The 18,947-nt window shown below is 59.2% G+C and carries 22 protein-coding genes; 11 read left to right on the top strand and 11 right to left on the bottom strand.

Going from position 1 to position 18,947, the window contains the following annotated elements; translation table 11 throughout:
• Positions 1-421 precede the first annotated feature (421 nt).
• Complete coding sequence (locus AB7M26_RS13710; RefSeq protein WP_429378651.1) at positions 422-1,213, top strand: crotonase/enoyl-CoA hydratase family protein; 792 nt, start codon at positions 422-424, stop codon at positions 1,211-1,213.
• Between the two features lie 117 nt (positions 1,214-1,330).
• Here AB7M26_RS13710 and AB7M26_RS13705 read toward each other — a convergent pair whose 3' ends face one another.
• On the bottom strand, positions 1,331-2,086 hold the full coding sequence (locus AB7M26_RS13705) for a spermidine synthase (protein ID WP_429384775.1): 756 nt from the start codon (positions 2,084-2,086) through the stop codon (positions 1,331-1,333).
• Between the two features lie 151 nt (positions 2,087-2,237).
• Here AB7M26_RS13705 and AB7M26_RS13700 point away from each other — a divergent pair, with 151 nt between their 5' ends.
• Positions 2,238-3,584, top strand: coding sequence for a class II 3-deoxy-7-phosphoheptulonate synthase (locus tag AB7M26_RS13700; protein ID WP_008009408.1), 1,347 nt, complete (start codon positions 2,238-2,240; stop codon positions 3,582-3,584).
• A gap of 200 nt (positions 3,585-3,784) precedes the next feature.
• Here the strand turns inward: AB7M26_RS13700 and AB7M26_RS13695 are convergent, their stop codons facing one another.
• On the bottom strand, positions 3,785-5,014 hold the full coding sequence (locus AB7M26_RS13695) for a winged helix-turn-helix domain-containing protein (protein ID WP_429384772.1): 1,230 nt from the start codon (positions 5,012-5,014) through the stop codon (positions 3,785-3,787).
• Positions 5,015-5,078: 64 nt separating this feature from the next.
• Positions 5,079-5,294 carry a DUF1127 domain-containing protein gene (locus AB7M26_RS13690; RefSeq protein ID WP_008075682.1) on the bottom strand — a complete coding sequence of 72 codons (216 nt, stop codon included), beginning with the start codon at positions 5,292-5,294 and terminating at the stop codon, positions 5,079-5,081.
• A gap of 96 nt (positions 5,295-5,390) precedes the next feature.
• Here AB7M26_RS13690 and AB7M26_RS13685 point away from each other — a divergent pair, with 96 nt between their 5' ends.
• Positions 5,391-6,245 carry a LysR substrate-binding domain-containing protein gene (locus AB7M26_RS13685; RefSeq protein ID WP_123501243.1) on the top strand — a complete coding sequence of 285 codons (855 nt, stop codon included), beginning with the start codon at positions 5,391-5,393 and terminating at the stop codon, positions 6,243-6,245.
• On the opposite strand, the gene AB7M26_RS13680 is transcribed toward AB7M26_RS13685, so the two are convergent.
• Complete coding sequence (locus tag AB7M26_RS13680; RefSeq protein ID WP_429384768.1) at positions 6,235-6,984, bottom strand: sulfite exporter TauE/SafE family protein; 750 nt, start codon at positions 6,982-6,984, stop codon at positions 6,235-6,237. The genes AB7M26_RS13685 and AB7M26_RS13680 overlap by 11 nt on opposite strands.
• Before the next feature lie 111 nt (positions 6,985-7,095).
• On the opposite strand from AB7M26_RS13680, the gene AB7M26_RS13675 reads away from it, so the two are divergent.
• The 4 genes from AB7M26_RS13675 (at position 7,096) to AB7M26_RS13660 (ending at position 10,403) form a co-directional block, all read left to right on the top strand.
• Positions 7,096-8,052: a LysR family transcriptional regulator gene (locus AB7M26_RS13675; RefSeq protein WP_429384765.1), complete on the top strand. Its 957-nt coding sequence runs from the start codon at positions 7,096-7,098 to the stop codon at positions 8,050-8,052.
• 69 nt (positions 8,053-8,121) lie between these two features.
• The gene (locus AB7M26_RS13670; RefSeq protein ID WP_007899914.1) at positions 8,122-8,583 is read left to right on the top strand and encodes a MarR family winged helix-turn-helix transcriptional regulator; all 462 of its coding nucleotides are present in this window, start codon (positions 8,122-8,124) and stop codon (positions 8,581-8,583) included.
• A gap of 354 nt (positions 8,584-8,937) precedes the next feature.
• On the top strand, positions 8,938-9,357 hold the full coding sequence (locus AB7M26_RS13665; RefSeq protein ID WP_008009416.1) for an organic hydroperoxide resistance protein: 420 nt from the start codon (positions 8,938-8,940) through the stop codon (positions 9,355-9,357).
• Between the two features lie 32 nt (positions 9,358-9,389).
• Positions 9,390-10,403 (top strand): alpha/beta hydrolase, encoded by a 1,014-nt coding sequence (locus AB7M26_RS13660; protein WP_429378641.1) that lies wholly within the window; start codon positions 9,390-9,392, stop codon positions 10,401-10,403.
• A gap of 75 nt (positions 10,404-10,478) precedes the next feature.
• On the opposite strand, the gene AB7M26_RS13655 is transcribed toward AB7M26_RS13660, so the two are convergent.
• Positions 10,479-11,048, bottom strand: a complete 570-nt coding sequence (locus AB7M26_RS13655) for an elongation factor P (RefSeq protein WP_007899917.1) — start codon at positions 11,046-11,048, stop codon at positions 10,479-10,481.
• Positions 11,049-11,096: 48 nt separating this feature from the next.
• Positions 11,097-12,254 carry an elongation factor P maturation arginine rhamnosyltransferase EarP gene (gene earP / locus AB7M26_RS13650; protein WP_429384760.1) on the bottom strand — a complete coding sequence of 386 codons (1,158 nt, stop codon included), beginning with the start codon at positions 12,252-12,254 and terminating at the stop codon, positions 11,097-11,099.
• Between the two features lie 124 nt (positions 12,255-12,378).
• Between earP and AB7M26_RS13645 the strand changes: the two genes are divergently transcribed.
• The gene (locus tag AB7M26_RS13645) at positions 12,379-12,777 is read left to right on the top strand and encodes a hypothetical protein (RefSeq protein ID WP_429378636.1); all 399 of its coding nucleotides are present in this window, start codon (positions 12,379-12,381) and stop codon (positions 12,775-12,777) included.
• Between the two features lie 14 nt (positions 12,778-12,791).
• Complete coding sequence (locus AB7M26_RS13640; protein WP_429378634.1) at positions 12,792-13,274, top strand: GreA/GreB family elongation factor; 483 nt, start codon at positions 12,792-12,794, stop codon at positions 13,272-13,274.
• A 3-nt stretch (positions 13,275-13,277) separates the two neighbouring features.
• Here AB7M26_RS13640 and cysB read toward each other — a convergent pair whose 3' ends face one another.
• The 5 genes from cysB to AB7M26_RS13615 all read right to left on the bottom strand — a co-directional run bounded on the left by cysB (position 13,278) and on the right by AB7M26_RS13615 (position 17,237).
• Positions 13,278-14,252 carry an HTH-type transcriptional regulator CysB gene (gene cysB, locus AB7M26_RS13635; protein ID WP_007899921.1) on the bottom strand — a complete coding sequence of 325 codons (975 nt, stop codon included), beginning with the start codon at positions 14,250-14,252 and terminating at the stop codon, positions 13,278-13,280.
• Positions 14,253-14,365: 113 nt separating this feature from the next.
• Entirely contained in the window at positions 14,366-14,869 is a 504-nt protein-coding gene (locus AB7M26_RS13630; RefSeq protein WP_007899922.1) for a universal stress protein, read from the bottom strand.
• A gap of 97 nt (positions 14,870-14,966) precedes the next feature.
• On the bottom strand, positions 14,967-15,872 hold the full coding sequence (locus AB7M26_RS13625; protein WP_008075703.1) for a 5'-nucleotidase: 906 nt from the start codon (positions 15,870-15,872) through the stop codon (positions 14,967-14,969).
• A 25-nt stretch (positions 15,873-15,897) separates the two neighbouring features.
• Entirely contained in the window at positions 15,898-16,854 is a 957-nt protein-coding gene (locus AB7M26_RS13620; RefSeq protein ID WP_429378631.1) for a putative 2-dehydropantoate 2-reductase, read from the bottom strand.
• Positions 16,851-17,237 (bottom strand): thioredoxin family protein, encoded by a 387-nt coding sequence (locus tag AB7M26_RS13615; RefSeq protein ID WP_123501229.1) that lies wholly within the window; start codon positions 17,235-17,237, stop codon positions 16,851-16,853. The genes AB7M26_RS13620 and AB7M26_RS13615 overlap by 4 nt, the downstream gene beginning before the upstream one ends.
• Between AB7M26_RS13615 and AB7M26_RS13610 the strand changes: the two genes are divergently transcribed.
• Together AB7M26_RS13610 and AB7M26_RS13605 are read left to right on the top strand one after the other, a co-directional pair.
• Positions 17,236-17,664, top strand: coding sequence for a PilZ domain-containing protein (locus AB7M26_RS13610; protein ID WP_192344076.1), 429 nt, complete (start codon positions 17,236-17,238; stop codon positions 17,662-17,664). The two genes, AB7M26_RS13615 and AB7M26_RS13610, sit on opposite strands and share 2 nt — an antisense overlap.
• Positions 17,665-17,807: 143 nt before the next feature.
• Positions 17,808-18,884 carry a 3-deoxy-7-phosphoheptulonate synthase gene (locus AB7M26_RS13605; RefSeq protein ID WP_007899930.1) on the top strand — a complete coding sequence of 359 codons (1,077 nt, stop codon included), beginning with the start codon at positions 17,808-17,810 and terminating at the stop codon, positions 18,882-18,884.
• Positions 18,885-18,947: the final 63 nt, after the last annotated feature.

The raw sequence follows: 18,947 nt of genomic DNA, 5'->3' as shown, positions 1-18,947 counted from the left end.
GGTCTGCCTCTAAGTGCATCCGCAAAGACCCATGCTCCAAAGCTGCGCATGCCGTGTAAGACTCAAGAGTCGCCCTGGCTGCTTTGTCGGCGGGGATTTGCGAAAACGAATGAATGAAAAAGATTCGTCAAGGAAGAGTCCGCTGTGCGGACGTGCAGCCGAAGCTGGCTTCGGGGAATTGCGCTACCTAAACGCGGCCCGGTTAAAGGCCGGCGCGCACTATACCGGAATTCGCCCAAAAAGGGAGCTTTTTTTATCGGAAAAAACCGGCGCATACCGTTGTGTCACGGGCTTTGCGGATAATTGTGCGACGGTCTATTTTGCAAAGGCCCGGCCCTGCTGACGATGGCGCTAAAACGGTTCACTCTAGCGACGCAGCCCCTTCGGTCTGACACCCCTTCCCCACCCGAGGAAATGTCCCATGAATCAGCCCAGTCCCAGTCGTGTAACCCGTGAACGACACGGTCATGTCCTGATGATCGGTCTGGATCGGGTGGCCAAACGTAATGCCTTCGACCTCGACCTGCTCAACGAACTCAGCCTGGCCTATGGTGAGTTCGAGGCCGACAGCGAGGCGCGGGTGGCGGTGGTGTTCGGCCATGGCGAGCATTTCACTGCCGGGCTCGATCTGGTCAGCGCCGGCGCGGCCCTGGCCGAAGGCTGGCAGGCGCCGCCCGGTGGCTGCGACCCATGGGGCGTGCTCGCAGGCCCTCGGGTCAGCAAACCGGTGATTGTCGCGGCGCAAGGCTACTGCCTGACCGTTGGCATCGAGCTGATGCTGGCCGCCGACATCAACCTGTGCGCCAGCAACACCCGTTTTGCCCAGAAGGAAGTGCAGCGCGGAATCTTCCCGTTTGGCGGCGCGACCTTGCGCCTGCATCAGGTCGCCGGCTGGGGCAATGCCATGCGCTGGCTGCTGACTGGCGATGAGTTCGATGCTCATGACGCCTTGCATCTGGGGTTGGTGCAGGAGGTCATGGCCAGCGAGGATTTGTTGCCGCGGGCCATTGAATTGGCGGAGCGGATTGCCCGACAGGCACCGCTGGGGGTTCAGGCGACGTTGATGTCTGCCCGGCAGGCACGCTATGAGGGTGAAATGGCGGCAGCTCAGGCCTTGCCGGCGCTGGTGAAGAAACTACTGAATAGCGAGGATGCCAAAGAGGGTGTGCGGTCGATGGTCGAGAAGCGGCCGGGTGTTTTCAAAGGGCTTTGAGGTATGTATTGATTGTGAGGCCCTCATCGCGGGCAAGCCCGCTCCCACAGGTCCGTGAACGACGCAAATCACTGTGGGAGCGGGCTTGCCCGCGATGAGGACCTCACAGACGCCGACTTATGTCGCCGGCCGAATCGCCTTGATCAACGACTGCAACGAATACCCCAATTGCGGCGCCAGGCCTTCAGCGCGCGCAATCAGCCCATCCATATCCAGCTCCTGATCCAGCTCCGATGGCACGATCAGAATCACGTTGCCCTCTTTGACTGGCAACTCCCAGTAATGCCGGTGATAGAGACCGCGCAACAACGCCGCCCCCAACGGCCGACCATCGTCGGTGGCCCACTGGTTGATCACCAGCCATCCACCCGGGTTCAACCGTTTCTGACAGTTTTCCAGAAACCCCCAGGCCAGATGCCCGACACCCGGCCCGACATCGGTATAGAGGTCGACGAAAATCAGATCGGCCGGTTCAGCCGTTTCGAGTAGTTCCAAGGCATCGCCGACGCGGATGTACAGGCGCGGATCATCATCGAGCCCGAGGTATTCGATGGCCAGGCGCGGTACATCCGGGCGCAGCTCGATGGCTTCGACGTCTTCCAACGGCAGGAACTTGAGGCAAGCCTGGGTTAGCGTGCCGGCGCCGAGCCCGAGGAACAGCGCGCTTTCCGGCAGTTCGTGGCACAGCGCGCCAATCAGCATCGCCCGGGTGTAATCGTACTCGAGCCAGCTCGGGTCAGCGGTGAACACACAGCTCTGTTCGATGGCATCACCGAACTCCAGGAAACGGTAATCGGCCACTTCCAGCACGCGAATCACGCCGAACTCATCCTGTACCTCGGCGAGCAGATGCTCGACGCGCTCCTCAGTCATTTCGTCTCCTGATCGTCACCGGGATCCGGCAACGTAATAAGACCGCGTGGGTGGCGCGGCAAAGACGCGATTGTCCGCGAAGCGACGGGAACAGGTCACGCACTAATTGCTGATAACATAACCGTCCGAGCGTAAAACACTAGAGACTGCAATGAGCCAACCCTGGAGCCCTGACAGCTGGCGCGCCCTGCCGATCCAGCAACAACCTCAATACCCCGACGCGGCGCATTTGCTGCACGTCGAGCAAACCCTGGCGAGCTATCCGCCGCTGGTGTTTGCCGGTGAAGCCCGGGAGTTGCGTCGTCAGTTTGCCGAAGTGACCCAGGGCCGGGCGTTTCTGTTGCAGGGCGGTGACTGCGCCGAAAGCTTCGCCGAATTCTCCGCCGCGAAAATTCGTGACACGTTTAAAGTGTTGCTGCAAATGGCGATCGTCATGACCTTCGCCGCCGGTTGCCCGGTGGTCAAGGTCGGACGCATGGCCGGCCAGTTCGCCAAACCCCGCTCGGCCAACGATGAAACCATCAACGGCGTGACGCTACCGGCCTACCGTGGCGATATCGTCAACGGCATCGGTTTCGACGAAAAAAGCCGTGTACCGGACCCGGAACGTCTGCTGCAGTCTTACCACCAGTCCACCGCGACCCTGAACCTGCTGCGTGCCTTTGCCCAGGGCGGCTTTGCCGACCTGCATCAGGTGCACAAGTGGAACCTGGACTTCATCGCCAACTCGGCGCTGGCCGAGAAGTACAGCCACCTGGCCGACCGCATTGATGAAACCCTGGCCTTCATGCGCGCCTGCGGCATGGACAGCTCGCCACAACTGCGCGAAACCAGTTTCTTCACCGCCCACGAAGCGCTGCTGCTGAACTACGAAGAAGCCTTCGTGCGTCGCGACAGCCTGACCAACGACTACTACGATTGCTCGGCCCACATGCTGTGGATCGGCGACCGTACCCGTCAACTGGACGGTGCCCATGTCGAATTCCTGCGTGGGGTGCACAACCCGATCGGCGTGAAGGTCGGCCCGAGCATGAACCCCGAGGACCTGATTCGCCTGATCGATGTGCTCAACCCGGACAACGATCCGGGTCGCCTGAACCTGATTGCGCGGATGGGCGCGAACAAGGTCGGCGATCACCTGCCGCAGTTGATCCGCGCCGTGCAGCGCGAGGGCAAGCAGGTGCTTTGGAGCTCCGACCCGATGCACGGCAACACCATCAAGGCCAGCAGCGGCTACAAGACCCGCGACTTCGCGCAGATCCTTGGCGAAGTGAAACAGTTCTTCCAGGTTCACGAAGCGGAAGGCAGTTATGCCGGCGGCATCCACATCGAAATGACCGGGCAGAACGTCACCGAATGCATCGGCGGCGCGCGGCCGATTACCGAGGATGGGTTGTCGGACCGTTACCACACCCATTGCGACCCACGGATGAATGCCGATCAGTCGCTGGAATTGGCGTTTTTGATTGCCGAGACGTTGAAGCAGGTTCGGCGGTGAGTCAGTAGGTTTTTTTACTACCTGACAGGCCGCCATCGCGGGCAAGCCCGCTCCCACAATGACCGCGTCGTTCACAAATTATGTGTCTGGCACGAACCCTGTGGGAGCAAGCTTGCCCTCATCCTGAATGACCTGTCGTTCACAAATTATGTGTCTGGCACGAACCCTGTGGGAGCGGGCTTGCCCGCGATGGCGTCGGTTCAATCACCCTCAATCTGTGCCAATGCCACCCGCAACCGCACCGCACTCGCCCGCGGGCAATTCAATTGAATCTGCGCCAGCCCCAACCAATCCGCCATCTGCCGCAGATTGACCGCCAACGCCATCATCCAGTTCTCATCCAGCCCCGGCTCTTCCTCATGCACGGCATGCACCGCCAACCGGCCCAACGCCCGTTCGGCACGCAAGTCGACCCGCGCAGCAACCCGCTCATTGTGCAAAAACGGCAATACGTAATAGCCATAGATGCGCTTGTGCTGCGGCGTATAAATCTCCAGCCGATAACGGAAATCGAACAATCGCTCGGTACGACTGCGCTCCCAGATCAGCGAATCGAACGGTGAAAGCAGCGCACTGGCCTCGACCTTGCGCGGGACTTTCGGCTCTGCCAGGCAATAGGCCGGTTGCCGCCAGCCTTCAACTTCACAGACCAGCAGATCCCCCGCCTCGACCAGCTCCGCCAGCCGCGGCCGGCTGTCTGCCGGGCTCAGGCGAAAATAATCCCGCAAGTCCTTTTCTGTACCGACACCCAAAGCCGTGGCAGCGTGGAGTAACAGGCCGCGCTGAGCCTCGGCCTCGCCAAGTAAAGGCTGCTGAAGAATCGCCGAAGGAATCACCCGCTCCGGCAAATCATAAAGCCGTTCGAACCCACGCCGGCCAGCCACGGTCACTTCACCAGCAGCGAACAGCCATTCCAGCGCATGCTTTTCCGCACTCCAGTCCCACCACGGCCCTGCCCGCTCCTGACGGGTCGATAAACTGCCCGCACCCAGCGCACCGAGTTCCTGAACCGACGCCAACACGCGGCGAATCGTGTCTTGCTGCTCACGACCGAAACGCGCCAGTTGCTGATAGATGTCTTCGCCGCGGGTTGCGCGCTGCATGCGCCAGCGCATCAAGGGGTACATCGACAAAGGCAACAAAGACGCTTCGTGGCCCCAATATTCGAACAACGTGCGTCGACGGCCCTGACTCCAGGCAGCCTGATCGAGCAAGTCGGAGGAGTAATTGCCAAGACGGGAAAACAAAGGAAGGTAGTGCGAACGCACCAGCGCATTGACCGAATCGATCTGCAGAATGCCCAGGCGCTCGATCAGCCGGTTGAGCTGAACCGGTTTGATCGCCGCTGGCGGCTGGCGCCCGTTGAACCCTTGGGCAGCCAGCGCCAGACGCCGAGCCTGTTTGAGGGAAAAAGACAGTGTGGCGGGCATGAGCATCTCCTTGTCTGCTCGCAACCTACCTCACCCGCAAGTGGTTTGTGTAGCAATGGCATCATCATTTATGCATCGGATCATCCCAGAACGGTCTTACCGTCTCATGCTCCACATCCGCACGGCTCACGCCGATATCCTTCAGTGCTTCGTCGCTCAAGCCCGCCAACATTTCACGTTCACGGTGAAGTTCGTACCAGCGACTAAACTTGTGCAGCAGATCGGATACCGCGTGGATTGAGAATTTTTGTTCCGTTACATGCTCGTTGTGACCTTTCATCGTATTGCCCTCCTTTAGGGATGGCCCAAGTCTCGCGCCAGCGCTAAGATCAATCCAACGAATGTTTCTGATGGCATACATCTCGGAGATTGATGAATGTCCGCCTACCCTAGTATCGACACCGATGTACTGCGCACCTTCGTCGCGATTGCCGATCAGGGCGGCTTTACCCGCGCCGGTGAAATGGTCAACCGCACCCAGTCGGCGGTGAGCATGCAGATGAAACGCCTGGAAGAAGACGTGTTGCAGCGCCAGCTGTTCGAACGCGACGGGCGACAGGTCAAGCTGACCGCCGAAGGCCAGGTATTGCTGGGCTATGCGCGGCGCATCCTCAAACTCCACAGCGAAGTCTTCAATACCCTGCGCGAGCCGCACATGGTCGGCACGGTGCGCATCGGCACACCCGACGATTACGTCATGCGCTTTCTGCCGGGCATCCTGTCGCGCTTCGCGCAGTTCTACCCGCTGATCCAGATCGAGGTTCACTGCGAATCGACCCGGCAGCTGTTGCAGCGCCAGGACCTGGACCTGTCCATCGTCACCCGCGAGCCGGGTAACGAGATTGGCCAATTGTTGCGCAAGGAACGTTTTGTCTGGGCCGAAGCCCAATGCTACAGCGCCCACGAACAGACACCGCTGCCTCTCGCGATGTTCAACAGTGATTGTTTCTGCCGCCTCTGGGCATGCAATGCCCTGGACGCCATGGGCCGCGACTACCGCATTGCCTACAATAGCTCCAGCCTGTCGGCATTGATGGCCGTGGTCAGCGCGGGTCTGGCGATCACCGCGCAGCTGGAAAGCCTGATCACACCGGACATGCGTATCCTTGGCGCCAACGAAGACCTGCCGCTGTTGCCGGAAGCCAGCATCATGCTGATCCGCAACCTGAACAACCCTTCGCCGATCACCGAATGCCTGGCCGAGCACATCGTCGAAGGTTTCAAACTTTAAACGCGAGCATCACCGCACAGACCACCAGAAAACCACAGAACAGCCCGCGCAGAAGCCGCTCCGGCAAGGCGTGGGCAATTCTCACGCCCCAACTGATGCTCATCAATCCACCGACTGCCAACGGCACACCGATCGCCCAATGCACCTGATGGTGCACCGCATAAGTCGCCAGGGTGACGCCCGTACTCGGCAAGGCCAGCGCCAGCGCCAATCCCTGGGCAACCACTTGAGTGGTACCGAACAGGCTGGTCAACACCGGCGTTGCCACCACTGCCCCGCCCACTCCGAACAGTCCGCCCATCGTCCCGGAAGCCGCGCCGAGCACACCCAGCCACGGCCAGGAATAGCGCATCTGCGAAGAGGCCGGTGCGTTGGTGGTGAACATTCGCATCAGGTTGTAGGCCGACAGCGCGATCAGGAAAGCGACGAAGCCCAAGCGCATGGTTTGCGCATCGATACCCACCGCCCAGATCGAACCGATCCAGGCAAAGCAGAACCCCATCGAGGCCAGTGGCAGCGCATGCCGTAGTTCGATGCGATTGCGCTGGTGATAGCGCCACAGCGCCAGCATCACGTTCGGCACCACCATCACCAGCGCCGTGCCTTGGGCGATCTGCTGATCAAGACCGAACCACACGCCCAGCAGCGGGATCGCGACCAATCCGCCACCAATGCCGAACAGGCCACCGAGGGTTCCCAAGGCCGCGCCAAAAACCAGATACAACAAGAACTCAATCACGGGGTGTTTTTCCTTTTGTGAGGCTGTTCATCCTACGCAGTCGGCTCTGGCGGGGAAACGCACAGCAACGCACAATGGCTGTGCCAACTTCGCACAAGCGCAAACAAAACCATGAACCCCAATCAATTGACCGAACAACTTGGCCTGTTTCTCGATGTGCTGGAAAGCGGCAGTTTTTCCGCTGCGTCCCGACGCCATCCATTGACGCCTTCGGCCGTGGCGCGACGCATCGACAGCCTGGAAAACGCCGTTGGCAGCCAGTTGTTCATTCGCAGCACCCATGCCGTGCGCGCTACCCCGGCCGGGTTGGCTTTTGCTGAGCGTGCGCGGCGGATCGTCGCTGAACTGCGCCTGGCCCGGGCGGAAGCGGTGTCTCTTAGCAGTGCGCCGGAAGGCTTGATTCGGGTGGATGCGCCCGCAGCGTTCGGACGACGACACCTGGCGCCGGTAATTGCCGATTTCCTGACGCTTTATCCTGGCCTCGACGTGCAATTGCACCTGATCGACAGCTTTGTCGACATGCAGGGCTCGAATCTGGGCAAGGTCGATCTGGTACTGCGGGCCGGGCAAATGGCCGACACCCGACTGGTGGCGACGCCGCTGGCGAGCATGGTGCGCATCGCCTGCGCCAGCCCCGATTATCTGCAACGCCGTGGCGTGCCCACCGACCCTGCGCAGTTGATCGACCATGATGGTCTCGACTGGGAGGGCCTGGCTCCGCCGTTCGCCTGGCGCTTCGAGCGGGATGGGCAGATGCACTTGCACCGGCCAGCGCGAATCCGCATGAGCGCCAACAATGCCGAGGCGCTGGTCTGCGGTGCACTGGCCGGGTTGGGCATCGCGCACTTGCCGACCTGGCTGGCCAGCGAATATTTATTACGCGGCGAACTGCTGCCGCTGTTCTGCGAAAACGGCCTGCCAAAACCGGAAAGCACCGGCATTTATGCGTTGCGCCTGGAGCAGCAACCCAGTTCGCGCAGCCGCTTGTTGCTGGAATACCTGAAGACCCGTTTCAGCCCCATACCGCCGTGGGATCTGGCGCTACAAACCAACCTGGACCGCCACTAGTCCAGAATTATCTGGCGCATTAAAGATTCGCCCGCTAGATTTATGACGATCACTGATCAAGGCTTTGAAATGAACACCGAGCGCAACAACCCGGATAACTGCGACGACCTGCTGCTGGACAATCAGGTCTGCTTCGCCCTGCATTCCACCTCGCTGCTGATGACCAAGGTTTACAAGCCACTGCTGCAAGCGCTGGGCCTGACCTATCCGCAGTACCTGGCAATGATGGTGTTGTGGGAAAAGGATGGGCTGACGGTCGGCGAAATCAGCACCCGACTGCTGACCGATCCTGGTTCCCTCACCCCACTGCTCAAGCGCCTGGAGGCCGAAGGCCTGCTGAGCCGCACCCGCAGCCGTGAAGACGAGCGAGTCGTCATTGTCGAACTGACCGAGCAAGGCCGTGCACTGCGAGACAAGGCGCGGGGCATTCCCCAGTGCATCCTCGGCGCCAGCGGACAAACGCTGGAACAGCTGAAAAAGCTGCAAGCGGATCTTCAAGCGCTGCGGAGTCATCTGCAAGACAGCCTCTGACCTCAAAACACCACCAATCCCTTGTGGGAGCGAGCCTGCTCGCGATAGCCATGTGACATTCAGCATTGATGCTGACTGACACACTGCTATCGCGAGCAGCCTCGCTCCCACATTTGTTTTGTAGCGCTCTCAAAAATCCGCTTCGCCAACCGGTCCTCGAAAAAAAAATTCCCCGCGAAAATCCCACCTCGACGGCTCTAACTCGACACTTCCAATGGCGAGTGTTCACTTCGGGTCAAATTTTTTAAAAATTTATCTTGCGCGCTAAATACTTGCGAGCTACATTCACCTCGCACTTGCTTAGCGCGCAAACATTTAGCGCAAAAATATCAAAACCCGAACGAGGCTCACACCATGCAAACTCTCTACACCGCAATCGCAACCTCCACTGGCGGCCGTGACGGTCGTGCGATCTCCAGCGACAACGTCCTCGATGTCAAACTCGCTACCCCGAAAGAACTCGGTGGTGCTGGCGGTGCGGCAACCAACCCTGAACAACTGTTCGCAGCCGGCTACTCCGCCTGTTTCATCGGCGCGCTGAAATTCGTCGCCAGCCAGACCAAACGCAAAATCCCGGACGACGCATCGATCACCGCCCATGTCGGCATCGGCCAGATTCCTGGCGGTTTCGGTTTGGACATCGATTTGCACATCAGCCTGCCGGGCCTTGAACAAGCCGACGCACAAAGCCTGGTCGAAGCTGCCCACCAGGTTTGCCCGTACTCCAACGCCACCCGTGGCAACGTCGATGTGCGCCTGCACGTTACCGTCTAACCGCTGACTCCAAGGCCTGACAGGAAATGAATATGAACACTTTCAGCAAAGTCTTGACCGGTACTCTTCTCGCCCTGTCCATCAACAGTGCATTCGCAGGCAATGGGGTTGAACACAACACTCAAGCGTTCCTCGATGTACTGAATGCCGGCACCGGCAAACCGATTGAACAGCTCACGCCTGCCGATGCCCGCGCGGTGTTGGTGGGCGCGCAGGCCGGGGTGAAACTGACGCTGCCCAAAGCCGATATCAGCGAGAAAACCATCCAGGTCGATGGCCAACCGATCAGCCTGACCATCGTTCGGCCGGCCGGGGTCAAAGGCGAGCTGCCGGTGTTCATGTTCTTCCACGGCGGTGGTTGGGTGCTGGGGGATTTCCCGACCCACGAACGGCTAGTTCGGGATTTGGTAACGGGTTCGGGCGCGGCGGCGGTGTTCGTCAATTACACCCCGTCGCCGGAGGCGCATTACCCGGTGGCGATCAACCAGGCCTACGCTGCGACGAAGTGGGTGGCCGAGCACGGTAAAGAAATCAACGTCGACGGCAAACGTCTGGCCGTGGCCGGCAACAGCGTCGGTGGCAACATGGCAGCCGTGGTTGCGCTGATGGCCAAAGATAAAGGCACGCCGGCGATCAGGTATCAGGTGTTGTTGTGGCCGGTGACTGACGCCAGCTTCGAAACGGCGTCTTACAACCAGTTCGCCGAGGGGCACTTCCTCACCAAAAACATGATGAAGTGGTTCTGGGACAACTACACCACCGATGCCAAACAACGGAACGAGATCTACGCTTCACCGCTGCGGGCAACCACCGCGCAACTCAAGGGCTTGCCACCCGCTCTGGTGCAGACGGCCAGCGCCGATGTCCTGCGCGATGAAGGTGAAGCCTACGCCCGCAAACTCGACGAGGCGGGTGTGCCGGTCACGGCAGTGCGCTACAACGGCATGATCCATGACTACGGTTTGCTCAATGTGGTGAGCCAGGTGCCCGCGGTGCGTTCGGCGATGTTGCAGGCTTCTGAAGAGCTCAAGCAACACCTGAAATAAAGCAAAAAGATCTCGATCATCGGTCACAAAAAAGCCCGACTCAATGGTCGGGCTTTTTCATTCCTGAGGCTGTGCTTATTTAGCACGGCCTTTGTAGGAACCGCCTTCGCGGGTATCGATCTCGATCATGTCGCCGATTTCGATGAAGTCAGCAACCGACAGCTCGGTACCGTTCTTCAGTTTGGCAGGCTTCATCACCTTGCCGGAAGTGTCACCGCGAGCGGAACCTTCGGTGTAGTCAACCTGACGCACGATAGTGGTCGGCAGCTCTACGGAAACCAGACGCTCTTCGAAGAAGATCGCTTCGCAAACATCGGTCATGCCTTCTTCAACGAAAGGCAGAACGGCTTCGATGTCTTCAGCGTTCAGCTCGTACATGGTGTAGTCAGTGGTGTCCATGAACGTGTAGGAGTCGCCGCTGATGAAGGACAGGGTCGCTTCTTTGCGGTCGAGGATTACGTCGTCCAGTTTGTCGTCGGCGCTGTAAACGATCTCGGTCTTGTAACCGGTCAGCAGGTTTTTCAGCTTGGTCTTCATGATCGCGCTGTTACGACCCGACTTGGTGAATTCAGCTTTCTGAACCAGCCAAGGATCATTTTCGAGACGGATCACCATCCCGGGTTTCAGTTCTTTACCAGTTTTCATTGCGAATATCCGAATTTGGATGGGATTTACAAAAATCTAGGCCGCGTATCATATCCAATTTAGGTAAAACTGTACCAGCGCTGCGGCAAGATCTGCCTGCAAGGCTTGTTCCAGACACCATGTCTCGGCATGTTTTTCCAGTTCAGGCCAGTGTTTGCGGGTTGATTTCCAGTGATCGGTCATTGTCTCACCTGCATTCCACGCCCGCCATAGACCGCTGATCGCCTCGCGGGCAGGCCCGGACAGGCCTTGGGTGTATAGGGCCAGGAAGGCGTCGAGCTTGTCCAGATGGATATCTTCGTCCTGTCGATAGATGTGCCAGAGCAGCGGCCGACCTGCCCATTGGGCGCGGACAAAGGAGTCTTCACCGCGCACGGCGTTGAAATCGCAGCTCCACAGCAGCAGGTCATATTGATCCTGTCGGACGAACGGCAGCACTTGCACGGTCAAGGCGCCGCGCACATGCACCGCCCCGGCCGTCAGCCCATCCACCTTAAGCCAACGTTCGACGTCGCCGAGAATCCGCCCTTCGGGCACCAGCAGATGAGTGGGCGTCGAATCGTCAGCCATTGCGTCGAGCCAACTGGCCAGCCCGGTATTTTCGTAGGCAAACAGCGAGATCAGTTGGGCATTCAGCGCGCGATCAATTCCCAAGCCTTGCAGGAATTCTCGCTGAGCTTGCGGACTTTGCTGAAACTGCCGACGCCGCTCCAGCAATCCGCTCTCACGCAACAAGCCGCCGGTGCCCTTGCGAAAGCCCGGGAAGAAAAAGAACTTTTGCACGCTCTTGTACTTCACCGACGGCAAGCCATGGCAGCCGACGACCCAGTCTTCGGCACTCAAGTAATCGAGGTTCATCCACAGCGGCGGTTTTTTCCGTGCGGCCATGGCCTCCATATAGGCACTCGGCAACTGGCAGGCGAACGCGGCGATGACGACATCGGCGGCTTCGGTGGGCTGCCAGTCGGCCGACCACTGTCGCACCTCAACGCCCTGCTGCCATTGCTGCGCAGCGTTGATGTCGATGTCCGGACACAAACGCTCGAAGGCCCGCAGATCGTCGACCCACAAGCGCACCGCCATTGAATGTTCGGCCACCAGTTGTCGGGCCAGGCGCCAGGTCACACCGATGTCGCCGAAGTTGTCGACCACGGTGCAAAAAATATCCCAGCGCCAGCGGTTTTTCACTTGAGGCATTTCAGGCATTCCAGGCTCCCGTTGGCAAAGGCGCCGATTGTCCGCATAAATTACCCCGTGCAGAAGAGCCGACGACGATTAATCTTCATGCGACAATCGCCACTCGCCCGCGACCACCCGCCAGGAGGCAGTCATGCCCTACCGTCCCAACCCGCGCCGTCCCTTGCCGATCCAGTTTAATGCGCTGCAACTGACCGGCAGTATTGCCCTCGGTTTGTGGCTGGGATTCATCGCGATCGCGCTGACTTGCTGGCTCGCCTGGCGCTTGTTGTTCAACGAGCAATTGGCGCCCTTGGCCCAGGCGGTGGAGCAATTGGCCAAGCCACCGGTGGCTGAGCAACCCGCCTCGCAGAACCCAATGTTCGAACAGTACGAGGATCACCTGCGCAGGAATGAACAGCAGCAAATGGTGGAACAGGCCCGAAGCAGCAAACACAACCTGTCCAATCCAAAATGCCAGTTCTGGCTGCAGCAGAATCAAACGGCGCCGAGCGAAAAAAGCCGCGCCAACGTCCTGCAATTCTGCGACTGATCAAGAAGCTCTCCATGCACAAGCCGACCGTCCACCAACTGATTATCGACAAGCTGCGGATCGATCTCGACATCGCCGAACGTGCCGCGCAAACCGCTTACGAAACCGCGACCCACGAAGAAAACATAGCCGAAAACAAGTACGACACGCTGGGGCTGGAGGCGTCTTACCTGGCGGCCGGACAGGCCAGACGAGTAGAAGAAATCAGGCAGTCATTGACCCTTTGCCAGAACCTGACTTTACGGCCTTATGATGATCAGCGCGGCATCGAAGTCGGTGCCCTGCTGGGCCTGGAAGACGAAAAGGGTCGCGAACAATGGCTGTTCCTGGCTCCCGACGGGGCCGGGCTGAAGATCGATCTGGTGGGGCAATTGATTACCGTCATCACCCCTCGCTCGCCGCTGGGCAAAAGCCTGCTGGGCAAGTTCGAAGGGGATGAAGTGGAGATTCTGGTGGCGGGCGCTCGGCAACAGTTTTCTGTCACCGAGGTGATCTAGCGATTAATGCACCGGCAGTTCAACGCCGTCGAACAGCTCTTCCAGTTCCTGTTTGTTGTGGCACTGAATGGCCTTGGCCATGACTTCGCGGGTCAGGTGCGGCGCGAATTTTTCGATGAAGTCGCACATGAAGCCACGCAGGAAGGTGCCGCGACGGAAACCGATTTTGGTAATGCTGGATTCGAACAACTCGCTGGCATCGAGCACCACCAGATCGCTATCAAGCTTGGTGTCGACCGCCATTTTCGCCACGATGCCCACGCCCAGGCCCAGACGAACATAAGTCTTGATCACGTCGGCGTCGGCGGCGGTGAACACCACTTTGGGTGTCAGGCCGCGATGGCTGAAGGCTTCGTCGAGTTTCGAACGGCCGGTAAAACCGAACACGTACGTCACGATCGGGTATTCGGCCAACGCTTCGAGAGTCAGCTTCGACAGCTTGGTCAGCGGGTGGCCTTGAGGCACGACCACGCAGCGGTTCCAGCGGTAGCACGGCATCATCACCAGGTCGCCGAACAACTCCAGCGCTTCGGTGGCGATGGCGAAATCGACGGTGCCGTCAGCGGCCATCTCGGCGATCTGCATCGGCGAACCCTGGTGCATGTGCAGGGCAACGTCCGGGTATTGCTTGATGAAATTGCTGATCACCGGTGGCAACGCATAACGCGCCTGGGTGTGCGTCGTGGCGATCGACAGGGTGCCTTTTTTCTCGTTGGAGAATTCCTGGGCGATCTGCTTGATGCTTTCAACTTTGCGCAGGATTTCGCCGGCGGTGGTGATGATGCGCTCGCCAGCCGGGGTAACCCGGGTCAAGTGCTTGCCGCTGCGGGCGAAAACCTCGACCCCCAATTCGTCTTCCAGCAGACGGATCTGTTTGCTGATGCCCGGTTGCGAGGTGTAGAGGCTTTGGGCTGTAGCTGAAACGTTGAGGTCGTGGTGCGCCACTTCCCAGATGTAGCGCAATTGTTGAAGCTTCATATGAATCCCTCAAAGCAGGTAGACGCCACGGGCATCAGCGACGATATATAACTATATTAATGGTTTGATTAATAAATCTAGAACTTTTTTATCAAAACGCCATTATTCGTGTCCTAGCGATCCCCTTTGCGGCGACGTTCCATCAGCGGCACCAAATAGACCGGCACTCTGGACAGTTGCAACACGCGCGCGGCGGTTCGGCCCAATGGCGTTTCCGCGCCAGCGCCATGACTGTGACTTCCTACGATCAGCAAATCGACGGAGAGTTTCTGCGCCTGGTCGAGAATCACCTGCGACGGATCGCCCTGCAGCACCCGCACTGCCCGAATCCGTTCCAGGTCCTGCTCCCCCTCATCCCCCAGCTCTTCGCGAAAGCTGTCGAGCACCCGCTGCTCGATATTGGCAATCACCGTATTGAGGCCCTGACTGTGAAACTCGTTCAAGGCCTGCTCATCGAGGTAACTCTGAAGCACCGATTCGGCGAACAACCCCATCGGCTCAACCGCGTGCACCACATACAAGTCGGCATTGAATGTTCGAGCCAGTGCCAACGCATGCTGCATCACAAAAGGTGCGTACAGACCGAGGTCGGTGGCATACAGCATCGAATGAATCATTGGGACCTCCTTGAATGCCAACATGGCGGAGATTGATTCAGCTTAGCAGTGCCGTGGCGAGTGCGGCGTTCGGCTCAACGCATTGAACCGCAGCGCTTTAAATCGACGGCTCGTTACTGATGCCATGCGGCACGTGACCGGTGGCGACCACTTCGCGGGCCAGCTCGCAATGGCCGGCCTGGTCATCGAAAAATACGTCGGCGGCAAAGGCTTCGAGAAAGGCTGATTTGGTCAAACCGCCTAGGAACAGCGACTCGTCCAGACGGATGTCCCATTCGCGCAAGGTGCGGATCACCCGTTCATGGGCCGGCGCCGAGCGTGCAGTCACCAGTGCGGTGCGGATCGGACAGGCATCGTCGGGGAACTCGCGCTGCAAAAGGTTGAGCGCCGCGAGGAAGCCTTTGAACGGCCCACCGCGCAAAGGCTCGCGGGCGGCCTCACGCTCGCTGGCCTGAAACGCTGCAAGGCCTCCCGATTGATAGACCCGCTCCGACTCATCGGAAAACAGCACCGCGTCACCGTCGAACGCTATGCGCAATTCATCGCTGGCGGCGCGACTGGCACCGCCCGACAGAATAGTCGCTGCTGCGAAACCGGCATCCAGCGCACTGCGCACATCGTCGGAATGGGTCGAAAGAAACAGGTCGCAGCCAAAGGCCTTGAGGTACGGATAAGGACTGCGCCCGCCGACAAATGCCGCACGCGAAATCGCCAGGCCATAATGATGAATCGAATTGAAAACCCGCAGGCCGGTGTCGGCGCTGTTGCGCGACACCAGGATTACCTCGACCCGGGCACGGCCGAGACTGGCGTTCAGGTTCAGGAGTTTTTCGACTAACGGGAACGCATCGCCGGGCTCGAGAATTTCGTCTTCGTGTTCGATCTGGTATTGCCGATAGGCCTCGACGCCGCTCGACAGATAAACCTTGTGGCTCTCGCTCAAGTCGAACAGTGCTCGCGAAGAAATCGCCAACACCAGTTTGTCGTCTATGCCATTGGCCATGCCCTTCCCTCTCCTTTTGACCGACTCAGTGATTACGTCGGTCGATAAAACTCAAGCTGCGATACAAGGCTTCTATTCGCGGCAACTCACATCCCGCCGCTTTCGCCGCTGCCAGTGGCCGAGTGTAGATGGCATCCAGTTCCAGCGGTCGCTTGTGCAGGAAGTCGTGGTACATGCTCGGCCAATAGTCGGGCATTTTCTCGGTCATCATGAACAGATAATCGGCATAACCCGGCGGCATGTCGTGACCACAGGCCTTGGCCCCCTGAACCACTTCGGTCATCAAGGCCTGAATCAGCGCGCGGCTGTCGGCATCCGTCATCAATGGCGTGGTGCTGGCCCCAAGCAGAACCGAGAGGCCGTTGTAGGGGATATTCCAGACCAGTTTCTGCCAGCGCGCCTGATGCAGGTTCGGCATGGCTTGGGCGTCGATGCCGGCGGCGCGAAACAACCTGGCGCCCTCTTCGACGATGTTCATGCGTGCCTGTTCATCGGCGGCGGGGCCGCTGTGATAGCCGACGTTCACCGCACCGAGCGCCTGATGGGTAATGACCCCTGGGCCTGCGCGATGGACGCAAATCAGACAGAGCCCGCCCAGCAGGTGCAGCGAGTCGGGGAGCAACTCGCGCAGACTGTCTTCAACGTCCAGGCCATTTTGCAGCAACAGCACTTTGGCATCAGGCGCCGCGGCTTGAATAATGGCGGGGGCCAGGTCCGCGTTACTGGTGGTTTTGGCGCCCACCAGCAACCAGTCGCACGGCGGCATGTCGGCAGCCGACGAATAAGCCTGAACCGGGTTCAGGACCAGCGGCCCCAACGACGCATGATCAAGATGCAAGCCGCGTTCGGCCACCGCTGAAAACTCACTGCGCAACAGGAAATGCACATCGAAGCCGGCACGCGCGAGCATCAACCCGTAGAAACCACCGATCGCGCCGGTTCCGATAATGCCGATTGTCGGTTTGGTCCCTGTATCTGTCATGGCAACTCCTCTGCTTGTCGACTCAACGCCTGCCCCACGGCTTCGTTGAGCGCTGTGCGGGTCAAACGCGACTGTAGTGCCCCAAAGAATTCACCGTCGCGCACTACAAACAGCGCCGGTAAATGAAAGACCCGATAACGCTCGACCACGCCACCATTGTTCCCGGCATCGATCCAGCACAGTCGATCGACCGCCAGATCGAACGTGGGCAATTGCTCACGGGCAAAACGGCAACTCGCGCAGCCGACGCTGGTAAAGATCACCAGGGAAATGCCGTTCATCGCCAACAGCCGTTGGTCGGCGTCGAAATCGGTCAGTTCCGATTCGACCACTATACTGGGAGAAACGATGTCAGATGGCCGACACAGGGAGTCCGTGTTCATGGGACGTTATCTTCCTCATCCTGACGATGTACCCGTCGAATTGACGTTGCTCAAACATGAGTGCATTTCGCGGCAACAGCTGCACACTATCAGCCTCGGCGGCGTGGCTTGCAATTACCACCGCGGATGGCGAAGGGGCACCGCACTTCAAGTGCGCATGCCGACCCTGAGCACCACAATCTGTTACCTGGGCTATGTGGCGTGGTGCCTGCGACGAAAACGCAGCTACCTGGTGGGCATCGCTTTTGTCGACGAACAGACCCTGTTCAGCGCGCGAATGGGTGAGCAGGTTTGCCAGATCGAACGTTACTGCCGTCAGCACGAACTCCAAAGCGAACAGGTGAACAACCAGACCCTGGCCCTCGAATGGGTCCAGCTGCACGCCAACGAGTTCTCCCACGACACGGTTCGCAAGGCATTTGCATAGGTAATGCTGGATTAAACCGGTGTCTGCCCATTGTCGAGCCACGGTGTAACGCGCTAAGGTTCGGCTCCCCGACGCGCTTAATTTGCTGTGCTCCGCCGCGCGGGTTCGCTGGCGGCCGGCACCCGTGACCTGACGAGTAAACGATGGCTGATTTACCGATCAACGACCTTAACGTCGCCTCCAACGAGACCCTGATCACTCCCGATCAGCTCAAGCGTGATATCCCTCTGAGCGACGCTGCCCTGCGCACCGTCACCAAGGGCCGCGAAGTCATTCGCAACATTCTTGATGGCACCGACCACCGCCTGTTCGTCGTGATCGGGCCGTGCTCGATCCATGACATCAAGGCTGCCCACGAATACGCCGAGCGTCTGAAAGCACTCGCGGCAGAAGTGTCCGATACCTTGTATCTGGTCATGCGTGTGTATTTCGAGAAACCACGCACCACCGTCGGCTGGAAAGGCCTGATCAACGACCCGTACCTGGACGACTCGTTCAAGATTCAGGATGGCCTGCACATTGGTCGTCAGTTGCTGCTGGACCTGGCCGAAATGGGCCTGCCGACCGCAACCGAAGCCCTCGACCCGATCTCCCCGCAATACTTGCAGGACCTGATCAGCTGGTCGGCGATCGGTGCACGCACCACCGAATCCCAGACTCACCGTGAAATGGCTTCCGGCCTGTCCTCGGCTGTCGGCTTCAAGAACGGCACCGATGGCGGCCTCACAGTGGCCATCAACGCCTTGCAATCGGTCTCCAGCCCGCACCGCTTCCTGGGCATCAACCAGGAAGGTGGCGTGTCGATCGTCACCACCAAGGGCAACGCCTACGGCCACGTGGTGTTGCGCGGCGGTAATGGCAAACCGAACTACGATTCGGTCAGCGTCGCGCTCTGCGAGCAAGCGCTGAACAAGGCGAAGATCAAGCCGAACATCATGGTCGATTGCAGCCACGCCAACTCCAACAAGGATCCGGCCCTGCAACCGCTGGTGATGGAGAACGTCGCCAACCAGATCCTCGAAGGCAACCAGTCGATCATCGGCCTGATGGTCGAGAGTCACCTGAACTGGGGCTGCCAGGCGATCCCGAAAGACCTCGCCGACCTGCAATACGGCGTGTCGATCACCGATGCCTGCATCGACTGGACCGCCACCGAAAACACCTTGCGCAGCATGCACGCCAAGCTCAAGGATGTGTTGCCTAAACGCGATCGCAGCTGATCACCGTTTCACGCAAAAAAAAAACGCCAGGTTTGAACCTGGCGTTTTTTTATGTGTTCGCTT

The sequence above is a fragment of the Pseudomonas sp. F-14 TE3482 genome, from assembly GCF_053629455.1.
Note: the sequence above shows the minus strand (reverse complement) of the source record. Positions and strands in the feature narration are given on the sequence as shown.